The sequence below is a fragment of the Actinomadura barringtoniae genome, assembly GCF_017573505.1.
Lineage (GTDB): Bacteria > Actinomycetota > Actinomycetes > Streptosporangiales > Streptosporangiaceae > Spirillospora > Spirillospora barringtoniae.
Genome location: NZ_JAGEOJ010000016.1, coordinates 202,919 through 228,432 on the forward strand (window position 1 = coordinate 202,919; position 25,514 = coordinate 228,432).

The window sequence follows — 25,514 nt, forward strand, 5'->3', positions numbered from 1 at the left end:
GACGTGGCCGTTCCCCCTCCGCCCGGCAGCGTCCCGCCGCCCATCGACGCGTCCTCGGCCGCCAAGCTCCCGCCGAACGAGCAGCCCAACCCCGCCTACCAGACGCTCTACCAGGCGTACGCCGACGCCTACGGCAGCATCGGGCAGCTGCGCCGGGCGCTCGACCCGGCGGTCAAGACGCTGCGCGGCACCGACGCCTGGCTCGGCCCGGAGGCGCGCGCCTGGGGCGACGAGCTGGACGGCCGGCGCGGCAGCCTGCAGAAGGCGGCCGACACGATCCTCTGGGACATCTACGATCGCCTCTCGGCGACCCAGCGCACGATCTCCCGGATCTAGGGGGACATGGTGAAGGCCCGCCAGGTCTAGGCTGTCGATCCGTGAGACCCGTGAGGGAGCAGAAGCTGCGCGAAATCGACGAACGCGGCTTCCTGCGCCGCCTGAACCCGATCCTCGAGGTGTACGCGGCCGCGATGCGACCGCCCTACGAGCAGTTGCCCGGCCGGCACACGATCATGGAACGGCACGCGGCCTACCCCGGTTTCCGCGCGTTCGTGGCCGAACGTCCCCGGTCGTTCCTGGCGCCGGCCGCGATCTCGGGGTTCGGCTACGGCTTCCATGGAACGCGCGGCCAGTGGTGGCACGACGTCGTTCATCAGGCGCTCGTGGAGCGCGGCGGCCCCGAGCACGCCGCCGAGTGGCTGGCCGATCCGTTCGAGGTGGCCGAGCTGCACGTGCACCCCGACCACCAGGGCCACGGCCTCGGCCGCGGGCTGCTGACCTCGCTGTGCGCCGACCGGCCGGAACGGACCGTCGTGCTGTCGACGCTGGACCGCAAGCCCGACACGCCCGCCCGGCATCTCTACCGGTCGGTGGGCATGGTCGACCTGCTCACCGACTTCGAGTTCCCGGGCGGCGGGCCGCTCTACGCGGTCATGGGGGCGACGCTGCCCCTGAGCCCGTAGGAGGCGGCGCCACCGCTCGCCTCGAGGCCGCCACTGCCCTTGATCCCGTACGACGCCGCGTCGATCAGCCCGTAGACCTCGCGCGTCGCCGTGGACTTGTTGAACGTGATGAAGTGGATGCCCGGCGCGTCCTGCTCCAGCAGTTCGCTGCACAGCTCGGCGGCGTGCTCGATGCCGAGCCGCCGCACCGCCTCCGGGTCGTCGGCGACCGCCTCGAAGCGCTCGCGCACCTCGTCGGGGAACGGCGCGCCCGACAGCTGCTCGGACCGCTCGATCGTGCTCATCTGCGTCACCGGCATGATGCCGGGCAGGATCGGCACGTCGCAGCCCGCCGCCGCGACCCGGTCGCGCAGCCGGAAGTAGTCCTCGGCGCGGAAGAACATCTGGGTGATCGCGTAGTCGGCGCCGGCCCGGCACTTCTCCACGAAGTAGCGGGTGTCGCTCTCGATGTCGGCCGAGCGCGGGTGCTTGTAGGGGAAGGCCGCCACGCCGACGCTGAAGTCGCCGTACGAGCGGATCATCTGGACCAGGTCGGCGGCGTACTCCACGCCGTCCGGGTGCTTGATCCATTCGCCCATGGGGTCGCCCGGCGGGTCGCCGCGCAGCGCGAGGATGTTGCGCACGCCGACCGAGGCGAACCGGCCGATCAGGTGCCGCAGCTCGGCCTGGGAGTGGTTCACGGCAGTGAAATGCGCCACAGGCGTGAGCGTGGTGTCGGTCGCGATCCGCTCGACGATGCCGATGGTCGTGTCGCGGTTGCCGCCGCCCGCGCCGTAGGTCACCGAGACGAACGTGGGGTGGAGGGCCTCCAGCTCACGGATCGCCCGCCACAGGCTCCTGGCGCCCTTGTCGGTCTTGGGCGGGAAGAACTCGAACGAGAAGGACTTGCCGCCCTCCGCGAGCAGCTCGCGGATGGTCGGGGCTCGGTCGGGCCGTTCGCGTCGCATGGTCCAAGCCTAGTGGAGTGCGCTCGATGCGCGCTGGACGCGATCTGGAGCCGAATGCGGCCGGGAGGCGACGCTGGATACGATCTCGAACATGTCCACCCGCCAGATTCGCAAGGAGGTCGACGAGGCCCTGCTGGGCTTCGTGGACCGGCAGCGCCCGCTCCTGCTCGGTGTGAGCGACGAGCTGGAGCCGATGCTGGCGGCCCTGGACACCCTTCTGGCGGGCGGCAAGCGGCTGCGCCCCGCCTTCTGTTACTGGGGCTGGCGCGGCGCGGGCGGCGATGCCCGGCCGGGCATCGTGACCGCGGCCGCATCCCTGGAGCTGCTGCAGGCCAGCGCCTTGATCCACGACGACGTGATGGACTCCAGCGACACCCGCCGGGGCCAGCCGTCGGTGCACCGCCGGTTCGAGGCCCTGCACCGCGAGGCGCGCTGGCCGGGGGCCGCCGCGCCGTTCGGCGAGGGCGCCGCGATCTTGCTCGGCGACCTGTGCCTGGCCTGGTCGGGCGAGATGTACGAGGCCAGCGACCTGGCCGAGGAGCGCCTCGCACGCGGCCGTCCCGTCTACGACCTGATGCGCACCGAGGTCATGTGCGGCCAGTATCTCGACATGCTGGAGGGCACCCGCGCCACCGGCACGGTCGAGACGGCCCTGCGGGTCGTGCAGTACAAGAGCGCCAAGTACACGATCGAGCGGCCGCTGCACCTGGGCGCGGCGCTGGCGGGCGCCTCCCCCGAGTTGACCGAGGCGCTCAGCGCGTACGGCCTGCCGCTCGGAGCGGCCTTCCAGCTCCGCGACGACGTGCTCGGCGTGTTCGGCGATCCGGCCGAGACCGGCAAGCCCGCCGGGGACGACCTGCGCGAGGGCAAGCGGACCGTGCTGGTCGCGCTGACGCTGGAGCGGGCGAACGAGGCACAGGCAGAGACGGTGCGGCGCCGCCTGGGCGACCCGGACCTGGACCCGGCCGGGGTGGCCGAGCTCCGCACGATCATCGAGGAGACCGGTGGCCTGGCCGCCTGCGAGGCCATGATCGACCGGCACGCGGCCGAGGCGGACGCCGCGCTGGCGACCGCGCCGATCACCGCCGAGGCCCGCGACGCCCTCACCGCGCTCACGGTCGCCGCCACCGCCCGCCGCGGCTGACCCCTATCTGGCGGCTGACCCTTATCTGGTCGAACTCACACCTGGTTTACACGTGTGACAAAAGTGACACGATCCGGCCATTTGGCAGCCGTGGGGTAGAACTGTCCCACCGTTTGGTGGCAGAAATAGCCTCATGCCAGCTGACACCCCCCGCATCGGCCCGCTCCCCGAAGACCAGTGGGACGACGTACTCAAGACCGTCGTCGCCAACACGGGCCCGCTGAACATCTTCACCACGCTCGACCGCCACCCCGATCTGTTCAAGTCGTGGATCGGCTTCGGCTCGATGCTGCTGATGAAGGGGACACTGAGCGGGCGCGTCCGTGAGCTGGCGATCCTGCGCACCGCCCACAACCGGTCCTGCGCGTACGAGTGGAAGCACCACCACCGGATCGGCCTGGACGCGGGCCTCACCGAGGTGGAGATCGCGGCGCTCCGACTGGACCCGGGCGACCACTCCTGGAGCGACGAGGACCGCCTGGTCATCGTCACCGCCGACGAGCTGCACGAGCGCGGCACGGTCACCGACGCGACCTGGGCGGCCCTCGCCGAGCGCCACGACGAACGTGAGCTGATCGAGCTGGTGATCCTCATCGGCCACTACCACATGGTGGCGTTCGCGCTGAACGCGCTGCGCGTGCAGACCGAGGAGGACCACTGATGAGCACGGACAGAGGCAGACGCTGGCTGTCGGCCGCGGGGACCGTGGCCTCGGTGCTGGCGCTCGTCACCGTGCCGGGCACCCCCGCGCACGCTGCCGGGCGCTGCGGCGACCCCGCCGCGCGGCCCTGGTGCGACACCGCCCTGTCCCCCGACCAGCGGGCGGCCCTGCTGGTGCCGAAGCTCACCGAGGACGAGCGCATCTCGCTGCTGGCGTCCGACGACCCGCTGGGCGGGCCGCTCGGCGGCTTCACCGACACCGCGCACGCCGACACCAACAATGGGATCCCGCGCCTGGGCATCCCGCCGCTCTACATGGCCGACGGCCCGGCGGGCGTACGGCAGGGCCAGGCGACCGCGCTGCCCGCGCCGATCTCGCTCGGCGCGGGCTTCGACCCGTCCGGCGCGCAGAAATACGGCGCGACCGTCGCGTGGGAGGCCAAGCACCGCGGCAACGACCTGATCTTCGGCCCGACCGTGGACGTGATGCGCACGCCACGCAACGGCCGTGTCTTCGAGGGCTTCGGCGAGGACCCGTACCTGTCGGCGATGACGAGCGCGTCCTGGGTGCGCGGCGCGCAGGCGCAGGGCGTGATGACGTCGGTGAAGCACTTCGCCGTCTACACCCAGGAGACCGACCGGCTGAAGCTGGAGATGAAGGTCGAGCCCCGCACGCTCCGCGAAATCTACCTGCCGCCGTTCGAGGGCGCGGTGAAGGACGGCAAGGCCGCCACGGTGATGTGCGGCTTCGGCAAGCTGAACGGCCGCTGGGCGTGCCAGGACGGCAGCATGCTCAACAAGGTCCTGCGCGGTGAGTGGGGCTTCAAGGGGTTCGTGCCGTCCGACCACACGGCGGCGCAGGACGCGGTGGAGTCGATCAACGGCGGCCTGGACATGGAGCTGCCCATCGGCTTCAAGTACAACGCCTGGATGCTGAAGAACGCCGTCTCCCAGAAGCAGATCACCCTGGCGGCGATCGACGGGCACGTGCGCAACGTCCTGCGGACCATGTTCGCGTTCGGGGTCTTCGACCGCGCCGAGTACCCGAACGACCTGGGCAAGATCGACCGTTCGGCGAGCGAGACCGCCGCCCGCCAGCTCGAAGAGGGCGGCATCACCCTCCTGAAGAACACCGGCGGCGCGCTGCCGCTGAAGTCACCCACGTCGATCGCGCTGATCGGCAAGCCCGCGAACGAGAACCCGAGCGGCTTCGGCTCCGCGCAGGTCCAGCCGTTCGCCTCGGTCACCCCGAAGAGCGGCATCACGGCCCGCGCGGGCGCCGGCACCAAGATCACCTACAACGACGGCGGCAACCGGGGCGCCGCCGCCGACGCGGCCCGATCCGCCGACGTGGCGATCGTGTTCGCCAGTGACAGCCAGGGCGAGTTCTTCGACAAGGGCTGCCTCACGCTCGCGTGCGCCGGGTTCTTCGGCACCGACGGCGACGCGCTGATCTCCGAGGTCGCCAAGGCCAACCCCAACACGATCGTGGTCCTGGAGACCGGCGCGCCGGTGACCGCTCCCTGGGCCTCACAGGTGAAGGGCATCGTCGAGGCCTGGTACCCGGGCCAGCAGGGCGGCAACGCGCTCGCCCGCGTGCTGTACGGGGATGTGGACCCGGGTGGCCGGCTCCCGATGACCTTCCCGGCCGCCGAGGGCGACGCGCCCACCGCCGCCAGCACCGCGCAGTACCCCGGGGTGAACGCGGCCGTGACCTTCTCCGAGGGCGTCATGGTCGGCTACCGGCACTACGACTCCAAGGGCATCACGCCGCGCTTCGCGTTCGGCCACGGCCTGTCGTACACCACGTTCGGCTACAGCGGCCTGAGCGTGCGGCCGGACTCGGTGCAGGTGACGGTGACCAACACCGGCTCGCGCACCGGCACCGCCGTGCCGCAGCTCTACCTGGGGCTGCCGTCGCCTAGCGCGTCGGTGCCGCAGCCGCCGCGCCAGCTGAAGGGGTACGCCAAGGTGACGCTGGCGCCGGGCCAGAGCACCCGGGTCGGCTTCCCGCTCACCCAGCGTTCGCTGGCGTACTGGAGCGAGGCGTCGAACTCGTGGCAGGTCGCCAAGGGCTGTTACAAGGTCATGGTCGGCGCCTCGTCCCGGGACATCGTTCAGAAGGGCGTGTTCGCCCAGGGTGGAGCGACCTGCTGAGCTGGCGTTACTGGCCTGCGGATCCCCTGAACTGTCAGCAAGATCAGGGTTCTCCCTCCGCGAGGCGGTGACTCAGGGTACAAATGAGGCAATCTTCGTCCGTACCCCGCCGAGTCGGAGTTTCAGTGCCGCATGCCCAAACGCAGCGCCCAGACACCCCGCTGGGCCCTGACGATCCGAGCCGCCTCGGCGGCTACCGCCTGCTGGGCCGCCTCGGCGAGGGCGGGCAAGGGGTGGTCTACCTGGGGCGCGACGAGGACGGCGAGCTCGTGACCGTGAAGCTGCTGCGCGGCGGCACGGCCGCGACCGAACGCGCGCGCAGCCGCTTCATCAAGGAGGCCGACCTCGCGCTGCGGGTGTCGGGCCGCCACACCGCGCGGGTCCTGGACGCCGACGTCACCGGCGACCGCCCCTACATCGTGAGCGAGTTCGTCGAGGGGCCCTCGCTGCAGCACGTGGTCGAGGACACCGGCCCGCTGCCCGCGCCGCGGCTGCGCAAGGTCGCGCTGCGCACGGCGGGCGCGCTGGCGGCGATCCACCGGGCCGGGATCGTGCACCGCGACTTCAAGCCCGGCAACGTGCTGCTCGGCCCGGACGGTGCCAAGGTCATCGACTTCGGCATCGCGCGCACGCCCGACGCCACGCCGATCACGACCGGGCCCGTCGGCACGCCCGGTTACATGGCGCCCGAGCAGATCGAGGACGAGCCGGTCGGGCCGCCCGCGGACGTGTTCGCCTGGGGCGCGACGATGGTGTACGCCGCGACCGGACGGCCGCCGTTCGGCACCGGCAGCAGCGCCGCGGTGATGCGCCGCGTCACCTCCAGCCGCCCCGACCTGGGCGACATGCAGGGACAGCTGCGCGAGCTGGTGGCGCGCTGCCTGGACAAGAACCCGGCCGCGCGTCCCACGGGACCCCAGCTGGTCCGCGCGCTGCGCGACGGCCAGTCCCCCGCCCCGAAGCCCAAGCCCAAGCGGATCCCGCGCTACCGCTGGCGGATGATGGTCGCGCTCGCCGCGGTCGTCGCCGCGGGCTTCCTGATGGGCGTGCTTCTCTGACACGGAAGATCACCAGTGCGGCGGACGGTCCTCCAGGAGACGGTCGTCGTCGCTCGCCCCGCCGCGCCACTCGCCCCAGCCGGTGTCGGTGTCGTCCGAGGTCTGGTCGGGCAGGATCTCGAGGTCTTCGTCGGCCAGGTCCACCGGCCGGTCGTCATCGGGCCCCATGGTCATAGATCCATTGTCCTGCATGCCGGCCGGTGCTCCGGGTGAACCCCCCGGGTCTGACCGGTGAACCGACCGGGCGTCAACCGCCCGGACCTCGGCCTCGGGTCTCAGCCGACGGGCGGCAGGCGGCGGGCCAGCTCCTCCGCCGCGGCGCGCGGGTCGGCGGCCTCGGTGATCGCCCGTACGACGACGACCCGGCGCGCTCCCGCGGCCAGCACCTGGTCGAGGTTGCCCGCGTCGATGCCGCCGATGGCGAACCACGGGCGCCCCTCGGGCCGCGCGGACACGTACTCCAGCAGCTTGGGGCCCGGCGCCTCGCGGCCCGGCTTGGTCGGCGTCGGCCACACCGGACCGGCGCAGAAGTAGTCGACGCCCGGCTCGGCCGCGGCGGCGGAGGCCTGCTCGTCCGAGTGCGTCGAACGGCCGATCATGACGTCCGCGCCCACGATCGCGCGGGCGGCGGGCACCGGCAGGTCGTCCTGGCCGAGGTGCAGCACGTCCGCCTGGACGGCGTGCGCGATGTCGGCCCGGTCGTTGACCGCCAGCAGCGCTCCGTGCCGTTCACAGGCCTCCCGGAACACCCGCAGGTACTCGATCTCCTGGCGCGCGTCCAGGCCCTTCTGGCGGAGCTGGACGATGTCCACGCCGCCCGCCAGCGCCGCGTCCAGGAACTCCGGCAGGTCGCCCTGCCGATCCCGTGCGTCCGTGCACAGGTACAGGCGCGAGCGGCTCAGCCGGGCGCGGAGCGCGACGGCGCGGTCGGAGACGAGGTGCTTGGGCACGGCGGGGGTCGTCCCTTTCGGGTCGTGGAAAGCCGGGTCACGGCATGGACGCGAGGCCACGCGGCCGATCCGCATGACCTCGCAATCCTGTCATGTCCGTTTTCTGGGCGTTCGAACGGCTGGAGGGGTCAGAAGGCCATGGCCTGCGCGCGGCGCCTGACCTCGGTGCCCCGGTTCTCGGCGAGCGCCTGCACGGGGGTGCCCGGCAGGGTGTCGTCGGCGGTGAACATCCACCGCAGCGTCTCGATGTCGTCGAAGCCCGCGTCCGACAGCAGCGTGAGCGTCCCGGGCAGGCCCTTGATCACCTGTCCGTCCTGGATGAACGCGGCGGGGACCATGAGCTTGCCGTCCCGCCGCACCGCCAGGAGCTTGCGCTCACTGATGAGCTGCTTGGTTCGGTTGATCCTGATACCGAGGAGCTCGGTCGCGTCGGGAAGGAAGAGCCACTCCCCCACGAGTTCGTCGGTCTGCCGGTCGAGCGAGCTGTCAACGGTTGCGTGCGTCTGCGTCACGCCCCCTGCTTACCACCTCGGGTGACCCGTCAAACCCCTAGGATTTCACCGCCTGGCGAACGGGCGTTTCCGGATCGGTGACCGCCTCGTCGTCCACGGGTGTTCCGGCCGCGATCAGGCGCCGGGCCTGCACCAGGTCCCGCGGCCGGTCGACGGTGAGAACGGCGTCCAGCCGGTCGCCGGTGAGCCAGAGGACCGCCCACTTGTCGCCCGCCGGGTCGCCCCGGTAGATCATCCGTTCGGACGTGGTGTGGTGGCCCGCGTACTGCACCATCTTCCCGAACTGCTCTGACCAGAAGTAGGGCACCGCGTCGTAGGTCGCCTCCTGCCCGAGGAGGGTGGCCGCGGCGACCTCGGGGGCGTTCAGCGCGGTGTCCCAGTGCTCGACCAGCATCCGCCGCCCGTACCGCTCCGACCACCAGGCCGCGCAGTCCCCGGCGGCGACGATCTCGGGCCTGCTGGTCCTCTCCTCCTCGAGGGGGGACGACCCCCCGCGCCCCCCGGTAAAAGCCCTGAGCGACGCGTCGGTCACCACGCCGCCCTCGATCTCCAGCCCGGAGCCCTCCAGCCAGCCCAGTTCGGGCCGGACGCCGACGCCGACGAGGATCTCGTCGGCCTCGATCCGGTCGCCGTCGGTCAGCAGCAGCCCGCCGTGCTCGACCGCGGCGACCTTCACGCCGGTGCGCAGGTCGATCCCGGCCTCGGCGTACCAGCGTGTGGTCAGGGCGCCGAGCTCGGGCCCGAGCGCGTTCGCCAGCGGGGTGTCGGCGGCCTCGACGACGGTCACCGCGCAACCCTTCTTGACCGCCGTGGTGGCGACCTCGGCGCCGATCCAGCCCGCTCCGACGATCACCAGCCGGGTGCCCTCGGTGAGCCGGGCGCGCAGCCTGAGCGAGTCCTCCAGCGTCCGCAGCACGTGCTGGGACCCGTCGCCGGGCAGCGTGATCGGGGTGGCGCCGGTCGCGATGACCAGGCCGTCGAACGGCAGGTCGCCCGCGGTCTCGGTGACGACGACCCCGCCGGGGCCGTCGGCGTTCAGGCGCAGCGCGGTCGCCCGCTCGCCGAGCAGCAGCTCGCAGTCCAGCCGGTCCCAGTCGGCGTCGACGGTCGTCTCGTCGCGCTCGCCGGCCAGCACCGCCTTCGACAGCGGGGGCCGGTCGTAGGGCTTGTGCCGCTCGGCCGAGAGCAGCGTCAGGCGGCCCTCATAGCCCTTGCCCCGCAGGGCCTCCACGGCGCGAACGCCCGCCAGGCCACCACCGACCACGATCACCCTGTCCATGAAGGTGAACCTTAGTCGGGGCCGCTCGAGGCTTGCTAGACGGGTGTCTGGACAAATGACCATTCGCACCGCGTCGTACGCTGGAGGGGAAATGCGCGGGAGTCCGGTGCGACCGGGCTGAGAGGGCGGCTGAGCGGGCCGCCGACCGCCACGACCTGATCCGGATCATGCCGGCGAAGGGAGCGCGATGGAGATCGTGATCATTGGGGCGGGGATCATCGGCCTCGCCACCGCCTGGCGGGCGGCGGCGCGCGGCGCGGACGTCACCCTGGTGGACCCGGATCCGGCGAGCGGCGCGACCGCCGTCGCCGCCGGGATGCTCACCCCGATCAGCGAGGTCACCTACGGCGAGGAGCCCCTGCTGCGGCTGGGACTGGCCTCGCGTGACCGCTATCCGGCGTTCGTCGCCGAGCTGGAGGCGCAGACCGGGCGCGACACGGGCCTGCGGACCGACGGGACGCTCGAGGTCGCCTTCGACTCCGACGACCTCGGTTACCTCGACGACCTGCGCCGGTTCCAGGAGTCGCTCGGCATCGCGGCCGAGGTGCTCACCGGCAGGGAGTGCCGCAAGCTCGAACCGATGCTCGCGCCCGCCGTGCGCGGCGGGCTGTTCGCGCCGCAGGACGGCTCGATCGATCCGCGGCGGCTCGCCCCCGCGCTGCTGGCGGCGGCCGAGGCGCTCGGCGTACGGCTCGTGAGGGAACGTGCCACCGCGATCCTCGTGGAGCACGACGCGGCGGTCGGCGTCCGTACCGAGGGCGGCGAGATGCGCGCCGACAAGGTTCTGCTGGCCGCGGGCTCGTGGTCGGGCGACGTCGAGGGGCTGCCGCCCGGGGTCGTTCCGGCGATGCGGCCGGTCAAGGGCCAGGTCATGCGGCTCCGGACGAAGATCCCGTTCCTCCAGCGGACCACCCGGGGCCTGGTGAAGGGCTCGCCGATCTACCTGGTGCCGCGCGCGGACGGCGAGATCGTCGTCGGCGCCACCCAGGAGGAGATGGGCTTCGACACGCGGGTGACGGCGGGCGGCCTGTGGGAGCTGCTGCGCGACGCCCGCGAACTGCTGCCCGGCATCACCGAGCTGGAGTTCGCCGAGGTGTCGGCGGGGCTGCGGCCCGGCTCCCCCGACAACGCGCCGGTGATGGGCCCGAGCGCGCTGCCCGGCCTGTACCTGGGCATCGGCCACTTCCGCAACGGCATCCTGCTGACGCCGGTCAGCGCCGACGTGCTGGCCGGGGCCCTCGTGGACGGAACGGTGCCCGAGGTGGGCAGGCCCTTCACCCCCGACCGCTTCGGGGCGAACGAGTTCGAGGTGACGAAGTGAAGATCTTTGTGAACGGGGAGGCCCGCGAGCTGCCCGACGGCGCGAACGTGGCGGAGGTGGTCGCCGCCGTCACCGCCGCGCCGTCCGGGGTGGCCGCCGCGCTGAACGACGAGGTCGTGCGGCGGTCGGCGTGGGCCGCCACGACCCTGCGCGAGGCCGACCGGATCGAAGTGCTGACCGCCGTCCAGGGAGGATGACCACGATGACGACCGAGAACACCGGCGAGCCGGTCGGCACCGACGCGCTGGCCATCGGCGGCGAGACGTTCGGCTCGCGCCTGATCATGGGGACCGGCGGCGCGCCGAGCATGCAGATCATGCGCGAGGCGCTGGTCGCCTCCGGCACCGAGCTCACCACGGTGGCGATGCGCCGCGTCGACCCGTCGGCGCGCGGGTCGGTGCTGGACGTGCTGCGCGAGTGCGGCATCCGCGTACTGCCCAACACCGCGGGCTGCTTCACCGCGGGCGAGGCGGTGCTGACCGCCAAGCTCGCGCGCGAGGCGCTGGAGACCAACTGGGTGAAGCTCGAGGTGATCGCCGACGAGCACACCCTGCTGCCCGACCCGATCGAGCTGGTCGACGCCGCCGAGCAGCTGGTCGACGACGGCTTCGTCGTGCTCGCCTACACCAACGACGACCCGGTCCTGGCCCGCCGCCTGGAGCAGCTCGGCTGCGCGGCCGTCATGCCGCTCGGCTCCCCCATCGGCTCGGGCCTGGGCATCCGCAACCCGCACAACATCGAGCTGATCGTCGAGCGGGCGAACGTGCCGATCGTGCTGGACGCCGGGCTCGGCACCGCCAGCGACGCGGCGCTGGCGATGGAGCTCGGCTGCGACGCCGTGCTGCTGGCCACCGCCGTCACTCGTGCGCAGTCCCCCGAACGGATGGCCGCCGCGATGCGGCACGCCGTGGAGGGCGGCCGTCTCGCCCGGCTGGCGGGCCGGATCCCCAAGCGGCGCTACGCCCAGGCGTCCTCCCCCTGGGAGGGGCTCAGCGGCTGAACCGCGACGATGAAGCGCTGCTAACGCGTGCCCTGTAGGAATACTCGGTGGACCTGAACAGTCGTGCCACCCGAGAATCGACGGAGAGATCTTCCACGAGCACCGCAACGACGCCGGTCACTTCGGTGTTCGTGGAAGTGTCGTCGACCTAAGGTGCAGCTCATGGAACAGCTTGAGGCGGCCAGGCCGCGTGTAGACCGTCTCGCCGTCGCGGCCGCTTCCGTGACGGTCGTCTTCTGGGCGTCGGCCTTCGTGGCCATCCGGGCCGCCGGCAAGGACTACAGCCCCGGCGCGCTCGCGCTCGGGCGGCTTCTCGCCGGCGCCGTGACGCTCGCGCTCATCTGTCTCGTCCGGCGTGAGGGCCTGCCGCCGCGCGCCGCCTGGCCCGGCATCATCGCCTCGGGCGTGCTGTGGTTCGGCGCCTACATGGTGGTGCTCAACTGGGGCGAGCAGGAGGTCGACGCGGGCACCGCGGCGCTGCTGGTCAACATCGGCCCGATCCTGATCGCGCTGCTCGGCGGCTGGCTGCTGAAGGAGGGCTTCCCGCCGCGGCTCATGGCCGGGATGGCGGTCTCGTTCGCCGGCGCCGCCGTGGTCGGCCTGTCGATGTCGAACGGTGGCAGGTCCTCGCTGCTCGGCGTGGTCCTGTGCCTGCTGGCCGCCATCACCTACGCCTCCGGCGTCGTCAGCCAGAAGCCCGCGCTGCGCAAGGCGTCGGCGCTGCAGGTGACCACGTTCGGCTGCGTCATCGGCGCGGTCTTCTGCCTGCCGTTCTCCGGCCAGCTGATCTCCGAGCTCCCCGACGCCTCGACCACGGCGACGCTGAACATGGTCTACCTGGGCGTCTTCCCGACCGCGCTGGCGTTCACCACCTGGGCGTACGCGCTGGCGCGCACCTCGGCGGGCAAGATGGGCGCGACCACCTACGCCGCGCCCGCCCTGGTCGTGCTGATGTCGTGGCTGCTGCTGGGCGAGGTCCCGGGCCTGCTGACCCTGGCCGGCGGCGTGATCTGCCTGGGCGGCGTCGCGGTGTCCCGTTCGCGCGGCCGGAAGGCCACGGCCCAGGCGGTCCAGGCGGACCAGGCGGCCGAGACCGCCCCGGTCGCGCCGGTGGCTCAGACCGAGGAGCGCTCGGCTTCCTCTTCGGCGATGGCGGCGGGGTCGGGCTCGTCCTCGTGACCCGGCCACCAGGCGACGTGGCCGAGCAGCACGGTGACGGCGGGCACCAGGAACATCGACATGACGAAGGCCGACAGGATCACGCCCATCGCCACTGAGGTGCCCATCTCCTGCATCGCGGCGGCGTTCGCCAGCAGGAACGTGCCGAAGCTGCCGGCCAGGATGAGGCCCGCCGACGCGATGGTCGGCGCGGCCTGCTGGAAGGCGTGGGCCACCCCTTCGCGCGGTGGGTGCCCGGCGCGCGCCTCCTCTCTGAGGCGCGCGATCATCAGGATGTTGTAGTCGGTGCCGAGCGCGACCACGAACAGGTACACGATCAGGGGCAGGAAGAAGATCACGCCCGCGTGCCCCTTGATCCCCTGGAAGAGGAAGACGGCCGCGCCGATCGTGCCGAGGAAGCTGAGCACCACGGCGATCATCAGGTAGATCGGCGCGACGACGCTGCGCAGCAGCAGGCCGAGGATGATCGCGATCAGCAGGCCGGCGATCGGGAACACGACCTTGTAGTCGCGGTTCATCGCGCTCTGCAGGTCGACCATGATCGCCGTCTGGCCGCCGACGAGCGCCTCGGTGCCCTGCGGCGCGCCGGACGAGGCGGCCTTGCGGATGCCCGGGATGCTGTCCATCGCCGCGCTGGACAGCGGGTCCTTGGACAGCTGTACCTCGATCAGCGCGGTGCGGCCGTTGGCGCTCGGCATCGGCTTGCCGACGGCGGCGACGCCCTCCGCGCCGTGCAGCTTGGCGGCGACCTCGGCGGGCGCCCCGGCGGGCAGCGGGCGCGCCGAGGTGCTGTTGACGTAGACCTGGGTCGCCTCCTGCGCGCCCGCCGGGAAGCCCTTCTCCAGCGCGACGATGCCCTTGGCGGCCTCGGTGTCGGGCGGCGCGGAGGCCATGTCGAAGTTGGCCTTGAAGCCGAGCGCCCCGAACGCCAGCGCGACCAGGATCACACCGGACACCAGCGCGACGATGCCGGGCTTGCGGCCGATGAACGCGCCGATCTTCCCGGAGGTCTTGTGGGCGGGCTCGCGCTGCCAGTTCTTGGACGGCCAGAACACCTTCGGGCCGAGCAGCGACACCACGGCCGGGATCAGCGTGAGCGCCGCGACCAGCGTGGTCGCGATCGCGATGCTCATCGCCGGGCCCATCGACTTCAGCATGCCGAGCGAGGCCAGCACCAGCGCACAGAACGCGATGATCACGGCGAACGCGGCGGACGCGATCACCTCGCCGACCTTGTGCACGGCCGACACCATGGCCTGCTTCTTGTCCTCGCCCGCACGCAGCCGTTCCCGATATCGGAACAGCAGGAACAGGATGTAGTCGGTGCCGACGCCGAACAGCACGATCGGCATCAGCGAGCTGGTCATCTGGTCGGCCTTGAGCCCGAAGACCTTGTTCACCGTGCCGATCAGCGACAGCGCGACCATCATCACCAGCGCGACCGTGAACAACGGCAGCAGGGCCGCCACCACGCTGCGGAACGTGAAGATCAATAGGACGAAGATCACGATGACGGTGGCCATCAGCGTGATCTGGTCGCTCTTCTCGTACGACTTGGTCGCGTCGGCGTTCACCGCCGCCTGGCCGGTGACCAGCGCGCTCAGCCCGCTCCCGGCCGTGTCCGTCTTGATGTCGTCGCGCAGCGTCTCGATGCCCTTGGTCACCTCAGGGTCGCTGAAGTCCTGGGACGAGAACCTGACGTTGATCATCTGGACCATCTTGTTGGCCGACACCGGGCCCGGCGCGATCCCCTGGACGCCCTTGACGTGCGCGCCCTGCAGTTTGGCCGCCAGCGCGACGGTCCGCGCCTGGTCCTGCGCCGTCAGCGCCCGGCCGTCCTCGCGGGTGACCACGACGATCGCGGTCTGCCCCTTGGCCTGCGGGAACGCCTTCTCGGCGAGCTTGAACGCCTGGACCGAGGCGTACTTGCCCGGCAGGAAGTCGGTCTGCTGGTTGCTGGCCTTGAACTTCGGCGCGAAGCCCACCAGGAGGACCGCGGCCACGATCCACGCCCCGATGACCCACCAGCGCCGACGCACGACGAAACGCCCGATCCATGCGAACACAGCGAAGCCCCCGACTCCCCCGTCAAGCCCGTACTCGCGTACGGCAAGATCAATTCAGCGGATTACTACCCGCTGTCGCAGATCAGACACATGCAGTGCCAAGCGAGGGTGACCCGGGACACTGGTTCCCCAAGACCATCAATGCTCATACTCCCGACTGATGAGACACGCTTGGAAACACCTTTAAACTCGCTCTGATGGACGCGACTGTTGCTGACCCACTCGTCGGGCATGTGCTCGACGGGCGATACCGCATTGAGTCGCGGATCGCCCGTGGGGGCATGGCCACCGTCTACGTGGCCCGCGACATCAGGCTCGACAGGGTGATCGCGCTCAAGGTGATGCACTCCCACCTGGCCTCCGACGAGGACTTCGTCGCGCGGTTCATCGGCGAGGCCAAGGCCGCCGCCGCGCTCTCCCACCCGAACGTCGTCGCGGTCTACGACCAGCGCACCGACGGCGAGCACGTCTTCCTGGTCATGGAGTACGTGCCCGGGCGGACCCTGCGCGACCTGCTGAACGAGCGGGGCCGCCTCGGCCCGCGCGAGGCGCTGGAGATCCTGCAGCCGATGCTGGCGGCGCTCGGCGCCGCGCACCGCGCCGGGCTGGTGCACCGGGACGTCAAGCCCGAGAACGTGCTGCTCACCGACGACGGCCAGATCAAGGTGGCCGACTTCGGGCTGGCCAGGGCCGAGAGCGCCAGCAAGATGACCAAGACCGGGCTGATCATCGGCACGGTCGGCTACCTGGCCCCCGAGCAGGTGCTGTCGGGCAACGCCGACATCCGCTCGGACGTCTACGCGGCCGGCGTGCTGCTGTACGAGCTGATGACCGGCGTCCTGCCGCACCAGGGCGACACGCCCCTGGCCATCGCCTACAAGCACGTGAACGAGGCCGTCCCGCCGCCGTCGCACACGCTGCCGGGGATCACCCCCGAGATCGACCTGCTGGTCACCCGCGCGACCTCGCACGACCCGGGGCGCCGTCCCCAGGACGCCAACGCCTTCCTGGCCGCCGTCGCCGAGGTGCACGGCGGCCTGCCCCGCGACTTCGACTGGCGCGTCGAGCAGTCCGGGCGTTCACAGACCTCGATGCTGGAGTCGGCGCCGCCCGCGCCGACCCAGGCGCCGAGCGGCGACGGCCACACCGCCGTGTACGACGCGCGGACCGCCCCGGCCGAGTACCTGCCGCGCCGGTCCGGCGGCGACAAGGTCGTCGGCGCCCTCACCGGCCGCTACGTCCTCATCGCCATCGGCGCGGTCGCGGCCGTGATCCTCGGCTGGGCCGTCTGGTACCAGGTCTCCGGGCAGTACCACCACGTACCGGAGAAGGTCGTCGGCATGCAGCTGTCGGCCGCCGAGAAGAAGCTGCGCGACGACGGGCTCCAGGTCCGGGTGGCCGAGGCGGTCTACGACGACCACGTGCAGAAGGGCCAGGTCGCCAAGTCCAACCCGCCCGGCGGCGCGCGCGTCGGCGACGGCGCGGTCGTCACGCTGACCCCGTCCAAGGGCCGCATCCCGCGCGAGGTGCCCGACGTCGGCGGCAAGTCCCAGGACGAGGCCCGGCAGATCCTGGAGGGCAAGGGCTTCAAGGTCGGCGACGTCAGCAAGGACACCTCACAGACGGTCGACAAGGACCACGTCATCCGCACCAGCCCGGTGGCCGGCAAGAAGACCTCCCCCGACAACCCGGTCAACATCGTGCTCAGCACCGGCATGTCCATGCCCGACCTGGTCGGCACGAACGGCGAGCAGGCCAAGAACACGCTGCGCTCGATGGGTCTGGACGTGAAGGTCGACACGCAGAAGGACGACAGCAAGCCGGCCGGCGTGGTGCTCAGCCAGAACCCCCGGTCCGGCGACGGCGTCTCGCGCGGCGACCAGGTCAACCTCGTCATCAACGAGCAGAAGTGCGACATCAACCTGGGCCCGTTCGGCAAGTACGGCTGCGACAACGGCGACCAGAACGGCGACCAGCAGCTCCCGGTTCCCGACGTCACCGGCCAGAACGCCGATGACGCCAAGTCCACGCTGGAGGACGCGGGATTCCACGTCAACGTCCTCGGCGGCGGCGACAACGTCCGCACCCAGACCCCCGCGGGCGGCACCACCTCGCCCCGCGGCTCGACCGTCTTCCTCATCACCTGACGGCTAGGCTGAACGGTCTATGACCTCAGCGAAAAGCCCCATCGGGGGTCACGTTCCCGTCGCCGGGGGCATGGCCACCAAGGGCCTGAAGTACGCCGCCGACATCGGCGCCGAGACCGTCCAGGTGTTCGTGACCAACCCGCGCGGCTGGGCGCAGGCGGCCGGGAACCCGGCCGAGGACGCCAAGCTCCGCGAGAGCGGCGTCCCGGCGTTCCTGCACGCCCCGTACCTGGTGAACTTCGGCTCGCCGACCGCCGACACGCTGGAGAAGTCGGTGGCGTCCGTACGGCACGCCCTGCACCGCGGCGCCGAGATCGGCGCGCTCGGCGTGGTGGTGCACACCGGCTCGGCGGTGACCCAGTCGTTCGACGAGGCGATGCGCCAGGTCCATGAGCACGTGCTGCCGATGCTGGAGGAGCTGCCCGAGGACGCGCCCGACCTGCTGCTGGAGCCGATGGCCGGGCAGGGCAACATGCTCTGCGCGACCGTCGACCAGCTCGGCCCGTTCTTCGAGCGGCTCGAGCACCACCCCAAGGTCGGCGTGTGCCTCGACACCTGCCACGCGTTCGCCGCCGGGCACGACCTGGCCGCCGAGGGCGGGGTCAAGGAGACCATCGACCTGCTGGTGAGCACGGTCGGCGAGGGCCGGCTGAAGCTCGTGCACGCCAACGACTCCAAGGACGTCTGCGGCTCGGCCAAGGACCGCCACGAGAACATCGGCGCGGGCAACATCGGCGAGGCGCCGTTCGGCGAGCTGCTCCACCACCCGGCCGTCGCGGGCGTCCCGTTCATCATCGAGACCCCGGGCCGCGCCCCCGAGCCGCACGCCAAGGACATCGAGACCCTCAAGCGCCTGCGCGACGAGGGCTGAGAACGCAGCGAACGCTGAGAAGCGGGAAAAGGTGAAGGGGCCCGCGTGCGGGCCCCTTCACTTGAATAAGACTCAGGCGCTGCTGAACAACCCCCCGACTGTTCAGCAGCGCCCGAGCCACCGCCATCGGATCCCACCCCCCCGGTACGGGATCCGACGGCTCCTGATCCGGCGTACGACATGCGCCCGCCGGATCTCCAGTTTTGTTCGTGCTCGAGGTCTTTCGCGGCGCCGTGTCCGCCCGCCCCCCGAGTGCGGTGTGGTGTTTGGTGCCACTGAGAACACTAGGGGCCTGAGAGACTCGCGGGGCGCCTGGAAACACCGCCGTCGGTGAACGGTGCGTAGTCGGCGCTGTACGTAGAGTAATCGTACGACGAACGGTCGATCATGCACGACGAGCGGTCGAGCGGGCGCGGTGGAAGCGACGACCGCGCAGGTCAGCGGATGACGATCTCTTCCGGGAGGTGCAGCCGGGCCATCACCCGGCCCGCCCGGCGCGGCACCCGGCGGTGGTTCAGCAGCGAGACGCCGATCATGACGGCGAACGTCACCGGGACGATGGCCATGGCGGGCTGCGCGAGGATCGCGGCGGCCCAGCCGTCCCAGGGACCGCCGAACAGCCACGCGACGCCCGCGGCGACCGCGAGGCCGCCGCCGACCACCAGGCCCGCGCCCGCGCCGAGCGCCGTCAGCCGGCGCCACCAGATGCCGAGGACGAGCAGCGGGCACAGGGAGCAGGCCGAGACCGTGAGCGCCAGCGTGACCAGCCCGGCGGCGCCGAGCGGCCCGACCTTGGACACCATGGTCAGCGGCACGGCGAGGGCGATCAGCGCGCCGATGCGGAACGCGCGGACCCCGCCGCGTAGCAGGCACTGCGAGATGGTCCCGGCGATGGTCACCACGATCCCGCAGGAGGTGGAGATGAACGCGGCGAACGCCCCGGCCGCCACCAGCCCGGTGAGCAGCACGCCCGCGAGTCCGGGTGCGAGGCGTTGCGGCAGCATGAGGATCGTCGCGTCGGTGTCGCCGGTCATCAGCAGGTCGGGCGTGTAGAGCCGTCCCAGCGCCCCGTACATCGCGGGGAAGACGTAGAACAGCGACAGCAGCACCGGCACCATCGCGGCCGTCCGCCTGGCCGCGCGGCCGCAGCGGTCGGTGTAGAACCGCATGAGGATGTGCGGCAGCCCCATCGTGCCGAGCAGCACGCCGAGCAGCGCCGAGTAGGTGGCGAACAGCCCGTGTTCCTGGTCGCGGCCGAACGGCATGGCCCAGGTGTGACCGTCCTGCACGGGAAGGCGTTCGGCATGCGGCACCGGCGCGCCCTCGGGGAAGACGAGCGCGGTCCCCTTGCCCAGCGAGTGCTTGCCGACGGCCAGGGCCACGTCGTCGCCGTCATGATCGTCGCCGTCCAGCAGCCCGTGCACCTGGGCCGTGGTGTCGTCGGGCACGTACACGATGACGTCGGCCTGCACGCTGACGGTGGTGTCGCGGTCGAACGAGGGCAGCTGCCGCCCGGTCGGGTCGTCCCCGCCGTCCAGGTGCCACATCGTCAGCAGCGCGACGGCGGGCACGGCGACCGCGACCAGCTTCACCCAGTACTGCACGCCCTGCACGACGGTGATGCTGCGCATCCCGCCTGACAGCACGAGCAGGAGGACGACGCCGACGACGACCGCCCAGCCGACCCACATCGGCGCGCCGGTCAGCACGCGCAGGGTGACGCCGGCGCCCTGGAACTGCGGCAGCAGGTAGAACCAGCCGATTACGCAGACGCACCCGCTCACGACCCGCCGCACGGTGAGCGACCCGAGCCGCCACTCGGCGAAGTCGGAGATCGTGTAGGCGCCCGAACGGCGCAGCGGCGCGGTCACGAACGCCAGCAGCAGCACGTAGCCGGCGGCGGCGCCGATCGGCAGCCAGAGCATGTCGGCGCCGTAGGCGAGCACCAGCCCGGCGGTGCCGAGGAACGCGGCGGCGGAGATGTACTCGCTGCTGATCGCCGAGGCGTTCCACGCCGGGGACACCCCGCGCGAGGCGACCAGGAAGTCGGAGGTGGTGTGCGCGGGTCGGCGGCGCCCGTACGAGCCGACCACGCCCATCATGCCGAGCACGGCGACCAGCGCGGTGAGCGCGGCCGCGACGACCATGACGATCACGAACGGTCCACCAGCCGGGCGAACTCGCGCTCGGTGCGCTCGGCCTGCCGCAGGTGCCGTGCCGCCGCCGCGATCCACAGCGGCTGCACGAACAGCGCGAGGCCGAGCCAGGGCAGTGGCACCCCGTACAGCCGCGACCGGCACAGCGCCGGCATCGTCATCAGCAGCAGCGGCAGGCCGATGACGACGGCGGTCACGATGGCGAGCGTGAGCAGCGCGGTGCGCAGCTGCGCCCGGATCAGCGACCGGACGAAGACCGCGCCGAGCTCGGTGTGCTCGTCCAGCTCCTGCGCCATCGTCCAGCGCGCCTCGCGCCCGCAGTCGGGCATCGCCGAGGACGCCGCCGAACGTGCCCAGCGCGTGCGCGGGTTCGCCACGACGACGCGGCGCGCCGCGTTCCCCACGGCCGTGCGCGCGTCACTCATCGTCGTCCGCCTGGTCGTCGAGACCGTCGCGGCCGTTCGTGTCGTGGCGGCCGTTCGAGCCGCCCGGGTCGTGGCGGCCGTTGTGGCCGTTCGGGTCGCTCCGGTCGTTCTGGTCGCTCGGGTCGTTCTGGTCGACGTGCCGGAAGCGGCGGACGAGCAGGTCGCGCACCTCACGGGTGTGGCGGCGGCTGACCGGCAGCAGCTCGGAGCCGACCTGGACGGCGGCGCGGCCCTGGTCGAAGCGCAGTTCGCTGATGTGCGCCGAGGCGACCAGCGTGCTGCGGTGTATGCGGATGAACCCGGCCGCCTCCCAGCGCTTTTCGAGCGAGGCGAGCGGCATGCGGACCAGGTAGCTGCCGTCGCCGGTGTGCAGCCGGACATAGTCGCCCTGCGCCTCGACGTAGGTCACCGCGCGGCGCGACACCAGCCGGGTGCGCCCGCCGAGCTCGACCGGGACCATCTCGTCCTGGGCGCGCCGGGGCGGGCCGCCGTCGTCGCTCTGCGTGCCGCGGTGCACCGCCTCGTCCACCCTGCGCACCGCCTCGGCGAGCCGTTCGGGCCGCACCGGTTTCAGCAGGTAGTCGAGCGCGCCCAGCTCGTACGCGGCGACCGCGCAGTCGTCGTGCGCGGTCACGAACACCACCTCGGGCGGTGTCGCGAACCCGGTCAGCAGCCGGGTGAAGTCCAGGCCGTCCAGCCCCGGCATCCGGATGTCGAGGAAGACCGCGTCCAGGCGTTCACCGGCGACCAGCATGCGGCTCAGATCGCGCAGCGCGGCGGCGGCGTCACCGGCGCCGCCGACCCGTTCGATCCGCGGATCCTCGCGCAGCAGGTAGAGCAGCTCCTCCAGTGCGGGGACTTCGTCGTCGACGGCCAGGACGCGCAGCATAAAGACGACCTTGCCTTGATTACTGTCCGTCCGCAATCAGTTTCGCTAAGTAAGTGGGATTGTCCTCGCACGTCAGGGGGCCTTTTGACCTCAGATGACCTCACTTGAGAGGTCCTTCCGTGGTCAGTCCGGGCCGGTCCGGGCCGGTCCGGGCCGGTCCGGGCCGGTCCGGGCCGGGCCGGTCCGGGGTCAGTCCGGGAAGACGCCGGGACGGTACTTGGGCACGCGCAGGTTGACCTTGGTGCCGGCGCCGAGCGCGGTCTCGACCGTGAGGCCGTACTCGTCGCCGTACACCTGGCGCATCCGCTCATCGACGTTCGCCAGCCCGATCCCGGCTCCCGCGCCGGCCCGCCGCTCGCGCGCGGTCGTCCGGGCCCGGCCGGTGTCGCGGCCGCCGCCCGGCCCGGCGAGGATCTCGCCCAGCCGCTCGGGGTCCATGCCGACGCCGTCGTCCTCGACACTGATCGCCGCCTCCGCGCCCGCGTCGCGCGCCACGATCTGGATGTGGAACGACTCGCGGGCGCCCTCCATGCCGTGCCGGATCGAGTTCTCCACCAGCGGCTGCAGGGACAGGAACGGGACGGCGACCGGGAGCACCTCGGGCGCGACCTCGACGCTGAACTGCAGCCGTTCGCCGAACCGGGCACGTTCCAGCAGCAGGTAGCGGTCGATCGAGCGCAGCTCGTCGGCGAGCGTGGTGAAGTCGCGCGGGTTGCGGAACGAGTAGCGCGCGAAGTCGGCGAAGTCCAGCAGCAGTTCGCGGGCGCGCTCGGGGTCGGTGCGGACGAACGAGGCGATCGTGGTGAGCGAGTTGTAGACGAAGTGCGGCGAGATCTGGGCGCGCAGGGCCCGCATCTCGGCCTCGGCCAGGCGCGTACGGGAGGAGTCGAGCTCGGCCAGCTCCAGCTGGCTGGACACCCAGCGGGCCACCTCGCCGACGGCGCGCACGCGGGCCGCCGACGCCCCCGGGCCGTACGCGGTGAGCGCGCCGACCACCCGGCCCTCGACGGTGAGCGGCGCGACCATCGCCACCCGGATGCGGCACAGCGGGTCGTCGCAGGCGAGCACGCCCGGCGCCACGACCCGCGGGCGGCCGGAGGCGAGCGCGGGCTGCGCGTGCACGAGCGCCGTCTCCGAGTGCAGGTCGCCGCCCGCGCCGTCCCAGACCAGCAGGCGGCCGAGGCCGGTGTCACCGGACGCGCCGTCCTTGCCGTCCGCCTCTTCGGAGTCGTCCGGGTCGCCGGGATCGGAGTGGTGCACCGAGACCAGCGCGACCGCCTCGGCGCCGAGCAGCACGCGCAGGTGCCGAGCGGACTTGCGGGCGGACTCGCGGGTGAGGCCCGCGCGCAGCGACGGCGAGGCCCGGGAGATGGTGTGGAGCGTCGCGAACGTCGCCTCGTCGGCCAAGGTGCCGAACCCGTGACGCCGCGACCGCAGCCAGCGGCGCGTCGCGGAGAACCCCAGAGCCGAGGCCGCGGCGACGCCGCACGCCGCCACATCAAGCACGGACGGTACGATCACGACAACCCACGGTAATGCTCACCGGCCCCACTGGGCAGGGCGAATCGCAAGATGTGAACCGTTCATGCCGCGAGACGGTCAGAGCGATGGTCAGACGAACGTACCGGTGAAGGGGCCGGCGGCTAGAGGGGCGGGGCCTCGTTCTCGTCCTCCTGGTAGGAGTAACGCTGCTCGCGCCAGGGGTCGGCGACGTTGTGGTAGCCGCGTTCCTCCCAGAAGCCCCGGCGGTCCTTGACCAGGTACTCCACGCCCCGCACCCACTTGACGCTCTTCCACGCGTACAGGTGCGGCACGACGATCCGGATCGGGAAGCCGTGGTCGGGGCTGAGCCGCTCCCCGTTGCGGTGGGTGGCGAACAGCGTGCCCTCGGCCAGGAAGTCGCTCATCCGGATGTTGGCGCTGTAGCCGTACTCCGCCCAGACCATCACGTGCGTCACGTCCGGGGCGGGCGGGGCGGCCTCCACGATCGAGACGCCGGAGATCCCCTCCCACTCGTTGTCGGGGATCGTGAACTTGGTGACGCAGTGGAAATCGGCGACGGTCCTGGTGTGCGGCAGCCGCTCGAACTCGTCCCAGGTCCACCGGTGGTGCTCGCCCGACTCGGTCTCGCCGAACACCCGGAAGTCCCAGGTCTTGGGACGGAACTTGGGGACCGGCCCGTAGTGCAGCACCGGCCAGCCGCGCGGTACGTACTGCCCTGGCGGGAGCTGCTTGCCGGGTGGCGTCTCGGGTGGTGTCTCGGGTGTCGACATGACCCGGGACATACTGCCACCCGGCGTGAGCTGAGCCATATTCGGGGCCGCCTCCCCGCGCACCGTGCACCATGCGTTACGCTGAGGTCCATGCGCAACGTCGTGTACTTCTTTTGGTATGACCGGCCCGGGAGGCTGGTCTGCCAGACGCTGCGCTGACAGACCACAAGGCGAAGAGCCCCGGGCCGCTACGGCCCGGGGCTTTCGTCGTTTCAGGGGCCCGCCGGGTGGAGGCACCCGCCCACGGGACATCGGGATTTCGGGATGAGGAAGAGGCAACGATCATGGTGGTAGTCATGGCCCCGGAGGCCAGCGAAGCCGATATCCAGGCCGTCGTCTCACTGGTCGAGACGGCGGGCGGCGACGCGTTCGTCAGCCGCGGGGTGGAGCGCACCATCATCGGGCTCGTCGGCGACGTGCAGCAGTTCGGCTCGCTCAACCTGCGCGGCATGCGCGGCGTCACCGACGTGGTGCGGATCTCCGTGCCGTACAAGCTCGTCAGCCGCGAGCACCACGCCGAGCGGTCGGTCGTCCGGGTCGGCGGGGTGCCGATCGGGCCGGGCACGATGACACTGATCGCCGGGCCGTGCGCGGTCGAGACGCCCGAGCAGACGCTGCTCGCGGCGCAGATGGCGCAGGCCGCGGGCGCGACGCTGCTGCGCGGCGGCGCGTTCAAGCCGCGCACCTCGCCGTACGCCTTCCAGGGGCTCGGCGAGGCCGGGCTGAAGATCCTCGCCGACGTCCGGGAGGAGACCGGCATGCCGGTCGTCACCGAGGTCGTGGACGCAAACGACGTCGAGCTGGTCGCCTCGTACGCCGACATGCTCCAGATCGGCACCCGCAACGCGCAGAACTTCGCGCTGCTGCAGGCCGCCGGCGAGGCGGGCAAGCCGGTCATGCTGAAGCGCGGCATGAGCGGCACGATCGAGGAGTGGCTGATGTCCGCCGAGTACGTGGCGCAGCGCGGCAACCTCGACATCGTGCTGTGCGAGCGCGGCATCCGCACGTTCGAGAAGGCCACCCGCAACACCCTGGACATCTCCGCGGTCCCGGTCGCGCAGCGGCTCTCGCACCTGCCGGTGATCATCGACCCGTCGCACTCGGGCGGCAGCCGCGACCTGGTCCTGCCGCTCACCCGCGCGGGCATCGCGGTCGGCGCGGACGGTGTGATCATCGACGTGCACCCGCACCCGGAGACCGCTCTGTGCGACGGCCCGCAGGCCCTCGTGGACGGCGACGTGCGCGAGCTCGCCAAGATCGTCCGGGACCTGCCCCCGCTCGTAGGCCGCACGCTCACGGGCACCCCCGACGGCGTCCCCGCCTAGCCCGGCCCCGGTCCTCACCGGCCTTACCAGGCCTTTTCCTCATCCCGCGCCGTGATCACGGTGGACCGGCGACCCCGGTCGGTGGTCACGGCGGCTGGTAAGGTGACCAATCATGAGCTACTGGACCCCGAACTGTGGCCCGCCCCGCTCCTGACCGGGGCGCTGCGACTCTCACCCTGAGTTCCCTCTAGGC

Annotated in this window: 24 protein-coding genes; 13 read left to right on the forward strand and 11 right to left on the reverse strand. The window is 71.7% G+C overall.

Annotated elements, in window-relative coordinates:
* Window positions 1–3: 3 nt before the first annotated feature.
* Together J4573_RS35725 and J4573_RS35730 are read left to right on the forward strand one after the other, a co-directional pair.
* Entirely contained in the window at window positions 4–336 is a 333-nt protein-coding gene (locus tag J4573_RS35725; RefSeq protein WP_208260502.1) for a hypothetical protein, read from the forward strand.
* 41 nt (window positions 337–377) lie between these two features.
* Window positions 378–962 (forward strand): GNAT family N-acetyltransferase, encoded by a 585-nt coding sequence (locus J4573_RS35730; protein ID WP_307797159.1) that lies wholly within the window; start codon window positions 378–380, stop codon window positions 960–962.
* Here J4573_RS35730 and metF read toward each other — a convergent pair.
* Window positions 923–1,909 carry a methylenetetrahydrofolate reductase [NAD(P)H] gene (gene metF, locus J4573_RS35735; protein WP_208260503.1) on the reverse strand — a complete coding sequence of 329 codons (987 nt, stop codon included), beginning with the start codon at window positions 1,907–1,909 and terminating at the stop codon, window positions 923–925. The two genes, J4573_RS35730 and metF, sit on opposite strands and share 40 nt — an antisense overlap.
* A gap of 91 nt (window positions 1,910–2,000) precedes the next feature.
* On the opposite strand from metF, the gene J4573_RS35740 reads away from it, so the two are divergent.
* The 4 genes from J4573_RS35740 to J4573_RS35755 all read left to right on the forward strand — a co-directional run bounded on the left by J4573_RS35740 (window position 2,001) and on the right by J4573_RS35755 (window position 6,928).
* A complete protein-coding gene (locus tag J4573_RS35740; RefSeq protein ID WP_208260504.1) occupies window positions 2,001–3,053 on the forward strand; it encodes a polyprenyl synthetase family protein in 1,053 nt (350 codons plus the stop codon).
* A gap of 133 nt (window positions 3,054–3,186) precedes the next feature.
* Complete coding sequence (locus tag J4573_RS35745; protein WP_208260505.1) at window positions 3,187–3,714, forward strand: carboxymuconolactone decarboxylase family protein; 528 nt, start codon at window positions 3,187–3,189, stop codon at window positions 3,712–3,714.
* On the forward strand, window positions 3,714–5,870 hold the full coding sequence (locus J4573_RS35750; protein WP_208260506.1) for a beta-glucosidase: 2,157 nt from the start codon (window positions 3,714–3,716) through the stop codon (window positions 5,868–5,870). The genes J4573_RS35745 and J4573_RS35750 overlap by 1 nt, the downstream gene beginning before the upstream one ends.
* A gap of 125 nt (window positions 5,871–5,995) precedes the next feature.
* Entirely contained in the window at window positions 5,996–6,928 is a 933-nt protein-coding gene (locus J4573_RS35755) for a serine/threonine-protein kinase (protein WP_307797161.1), read from the forward strand.
* 9 nt (window positions 6,929–6,937) lie between these two features.
* Here the strand turns inward: J4573_RS35755 and J4573_RS35760 are convergent, their stop codons facing one another.
* From J4573_RS35760 to J4573_RS35775, 4 genes are all read right to left on the reverse strand, one after another.
* A complete protein-coding gene (locus J4573_RS35760) occupies window positions 6,938–7,102 on the reverse strand; it encodes a hypothetical protein (protein WP_208260508.1) in 165 nt (54 codons plus the stop codon).
* 101 nt (window positions 7,103–7,203) lie between these two features.
* Window positions 7,204–7,878: a thiamine phosphate synthase gene (thiE, locus tag J4573_RS35765; protein ID WP_307797163.1), complete on the reverse strand. Its 675-nt coding sequence runs from the start codon at window positions 7,876–7,878 to the stop codon at window positions 7,204–7,206.
* 128 nt (window positions 7,879–8,006) lie between these two features.
* On the reverse strand, window positions 8,007–8,390 hold the full coding sequence (locus J4573_RS35770; RefSeq protein ID WP_208260510.1) for an Rv2175c family DNA-binding protein: 384 nt from the start codon (window positions 8,388–8,390) through the stop codon (window positions 8,007–8,009).
* Window positions 8,391–8,427: 37 nt separating this feature from the next.
* Window positions 8,428–9,669: an NAD(P)/FAD-dependent oxidoreductase gene (locus J4573_RS35775; protein ID WP_208260511.1), complete on the reverse strand. Its 1,242-nt coding sequence runs from the start codon at window positions 9,667–9,669 to the stop codon at window positions 8,428–8,430.
* Between the two features lie 187 nt (window positions 9,670–9,856).
* Between J4573_RS35775 and thiO the strand changes: the two genes are divergently transcribed.
* From thiO to J4573_RS35795, 4 genes are all read left to right on the forward strand, one after another.
* On the forward strand, window positions 9,857–10,990 hold the full coding sequence (gene thiO, locus J4573_RS35780; protein WP_208260512.1) for a glycine oxidase ThiO: 1,134 nt from the start codon (window positions 9,857–9,859) through the stop codon (window positions 10,988–10,990).
* Window positions 10,987–11,187: a sulfur carrier protein ThiS gene (gene thiS / locus J4573_RS35785; protein WP_208260513.1), complete on the forward strand. Its 201-nt coding sequence runs from the start codon at window positions 10,987–10,989 to the stop codon at window positions 11,185–11,187. Before thiO ends, thiS begins: the two co-directional genes overlap by 4 nt.
* Window positions 11,188–11,192: 5 nt before the next feature.
* Window positions 11,193–11,990, forward strand: a complete 798-nt coding sequence (locus J4573_RS35790; RefSeq protein ID WP_208260514.1) for a thiazole synthase — start codon at window positions 11,193–11,195, stop codon at window positions 11,988–11,990.
* A 162-nt stretch (window positions 11,991–12,152) separates the two neighbouring features.
* Window positions 12,153–13,169, forward strand: coding sequence for a DMT family transporter (locus J4573_RS35795; protein WP_208260515.1), 1,017 nt, complete (start codon window positions 12,153–12,155; stop codon window positions 13,167–13,169).
* Here J4573_RS35795 and J4573_RS35800 read toward each other — a convergent pair.
* A complete protein-coding gene (locus J4573_RS35800) occupies window positions 13,106–15,235 on the reverse strand; it encodes an MMPL family transporter (RefSeq protein WP_208260516.1) in 2,130 nt (709 codons plus the stop codon). The genes J4573_RS35795 and J4573_RS35800 overlap by 64 nt on opposite strands.
* 197 nt (window positions 15,236–15,432) lie before the next feature.
* Here J4573_RS35800 and pknB point away from each other — a divergent pair, with 197 nt between their 5' ends.
* Both pknB and J4573_RS35810 read left to right on the forward strand, forming a co-directional pair.
* The gene (gene pknB / locus J4573_RS35805) at window positions 15,433–17,382 is read left to right on the forward strand and encodes a Stk1 family PASTA domain-containing Ser/Thr kinase (RefSeq protein WP_208260517.1); all 1,950 of its coding nucleotides are present in this window, start codon (window positions 15,433–15,435) and stop codon (window positions 17,380–17,382) included.
* A 19-nt stretch (window positions 17,383–17,401) separates the two neighbouring features.
* Complete coding sequence (locus J4573_RS35810; RefSeq protein ID WP_208260518.1) at window positions 17,402–18,253, forward strand: deoxyribonuclease IV; 852 nt, start codon at window positions 17,402–17,404, stop codon at window positions 18,251–18,253.
* A gap of 437 nt (window positions 18,254–18,690) precedes the next feature.
* Here the strand turns inward: J4573_RS35810 and J4573_RS35815 are convergent, their stop codons facing one another.
* The 5 genes from J4573_RS35815 to J4573_RS35835 form a co-directional block, all read right to left on the reverse strand.
* Window positions 18,691–20,400 (reverse strand): sodium/solute symporter, encoded by a 1,710-nt coding sequence (locus J4573_RS35815; RefSeq protein ID WP_208260642.1) that lies wholly within the window; start codon window positions 20,398–20,400, stop codon window positions 18,691–18,693.
* Between the two features lie 5 nt (window positions 20,401–20,405).
* Window positions 20,406–20,834 (reverse strand): hypothetical protein, encoded by a 429-nt coding sequence (locus J4573_RS35820; protein ID WP_208260519.1) that lies wholly within the window; start codon window positions 20,832–20,834, stop codon window positions 20,406–20,408.
* On the reverse strand, window positions 20,827–21,723 hold the full coding sequence (locus tag J4573_RS35825; protein ID WP_208260520.1) for a LytR/AlgR family response regulator transcription factor: 897 nt from the start codon (window positions 21,721–21,723) through the stop codon (window positions 20,827–20,829). The genes J4573_RS35820 and J4573_RS35825 overlap by 8 nt, the downstream gene beginning before the upstream one ends.
* Window positions 21,724–21,912: 189 nt before the next feature.
* Complete coding sequence (locus J4573_RS35830) at window positions 21,913–23,244, reverse strand: histidine kinase (RefSeq protein ID WP_208260521.1); 1,332 nt, start codon at window positions 23,242–23,244, stop codon at window positions 21,913–21,915.
* A gap of 122 nt (window positions 23,245–23,366) precedes the next feature.
* The gene (locus J4573_RS35835) at window positions 23,367–23,996 is read right to left on the reverse strand and encodes a sulfite oxidase-like oxidoreductase (RefSeq protein ID WP_208260522.1); all 630 of its coding nucleotides are present in this window, start codon (window positions 23,994–23,996) and stop codon (window positions 23,367–23,369) included.
* 284 nt (window positions 23,997–24,280) lie between these two features.
* On the opposite strand from J4573_RS35835, the gene aroF reads away from it, so the two are divergent.
* Window positions 24,281–25,321 carry a 3-deoxy-7-phosphoheptulonate synthase gene (gene aroF, locus J4573_RS35840; RefSeq protein ID WP_208260523.1) on the forward strand — a complete coding sequence of 347 codons (1,041 nt, stop codon included), beginning with the start codon at window positions 24,281–24,283 and terminating at the stop codon, window positions 25,319–25,321.
* Window positions 25,322–25,514 lie beyond the last annotated feature (193 nt).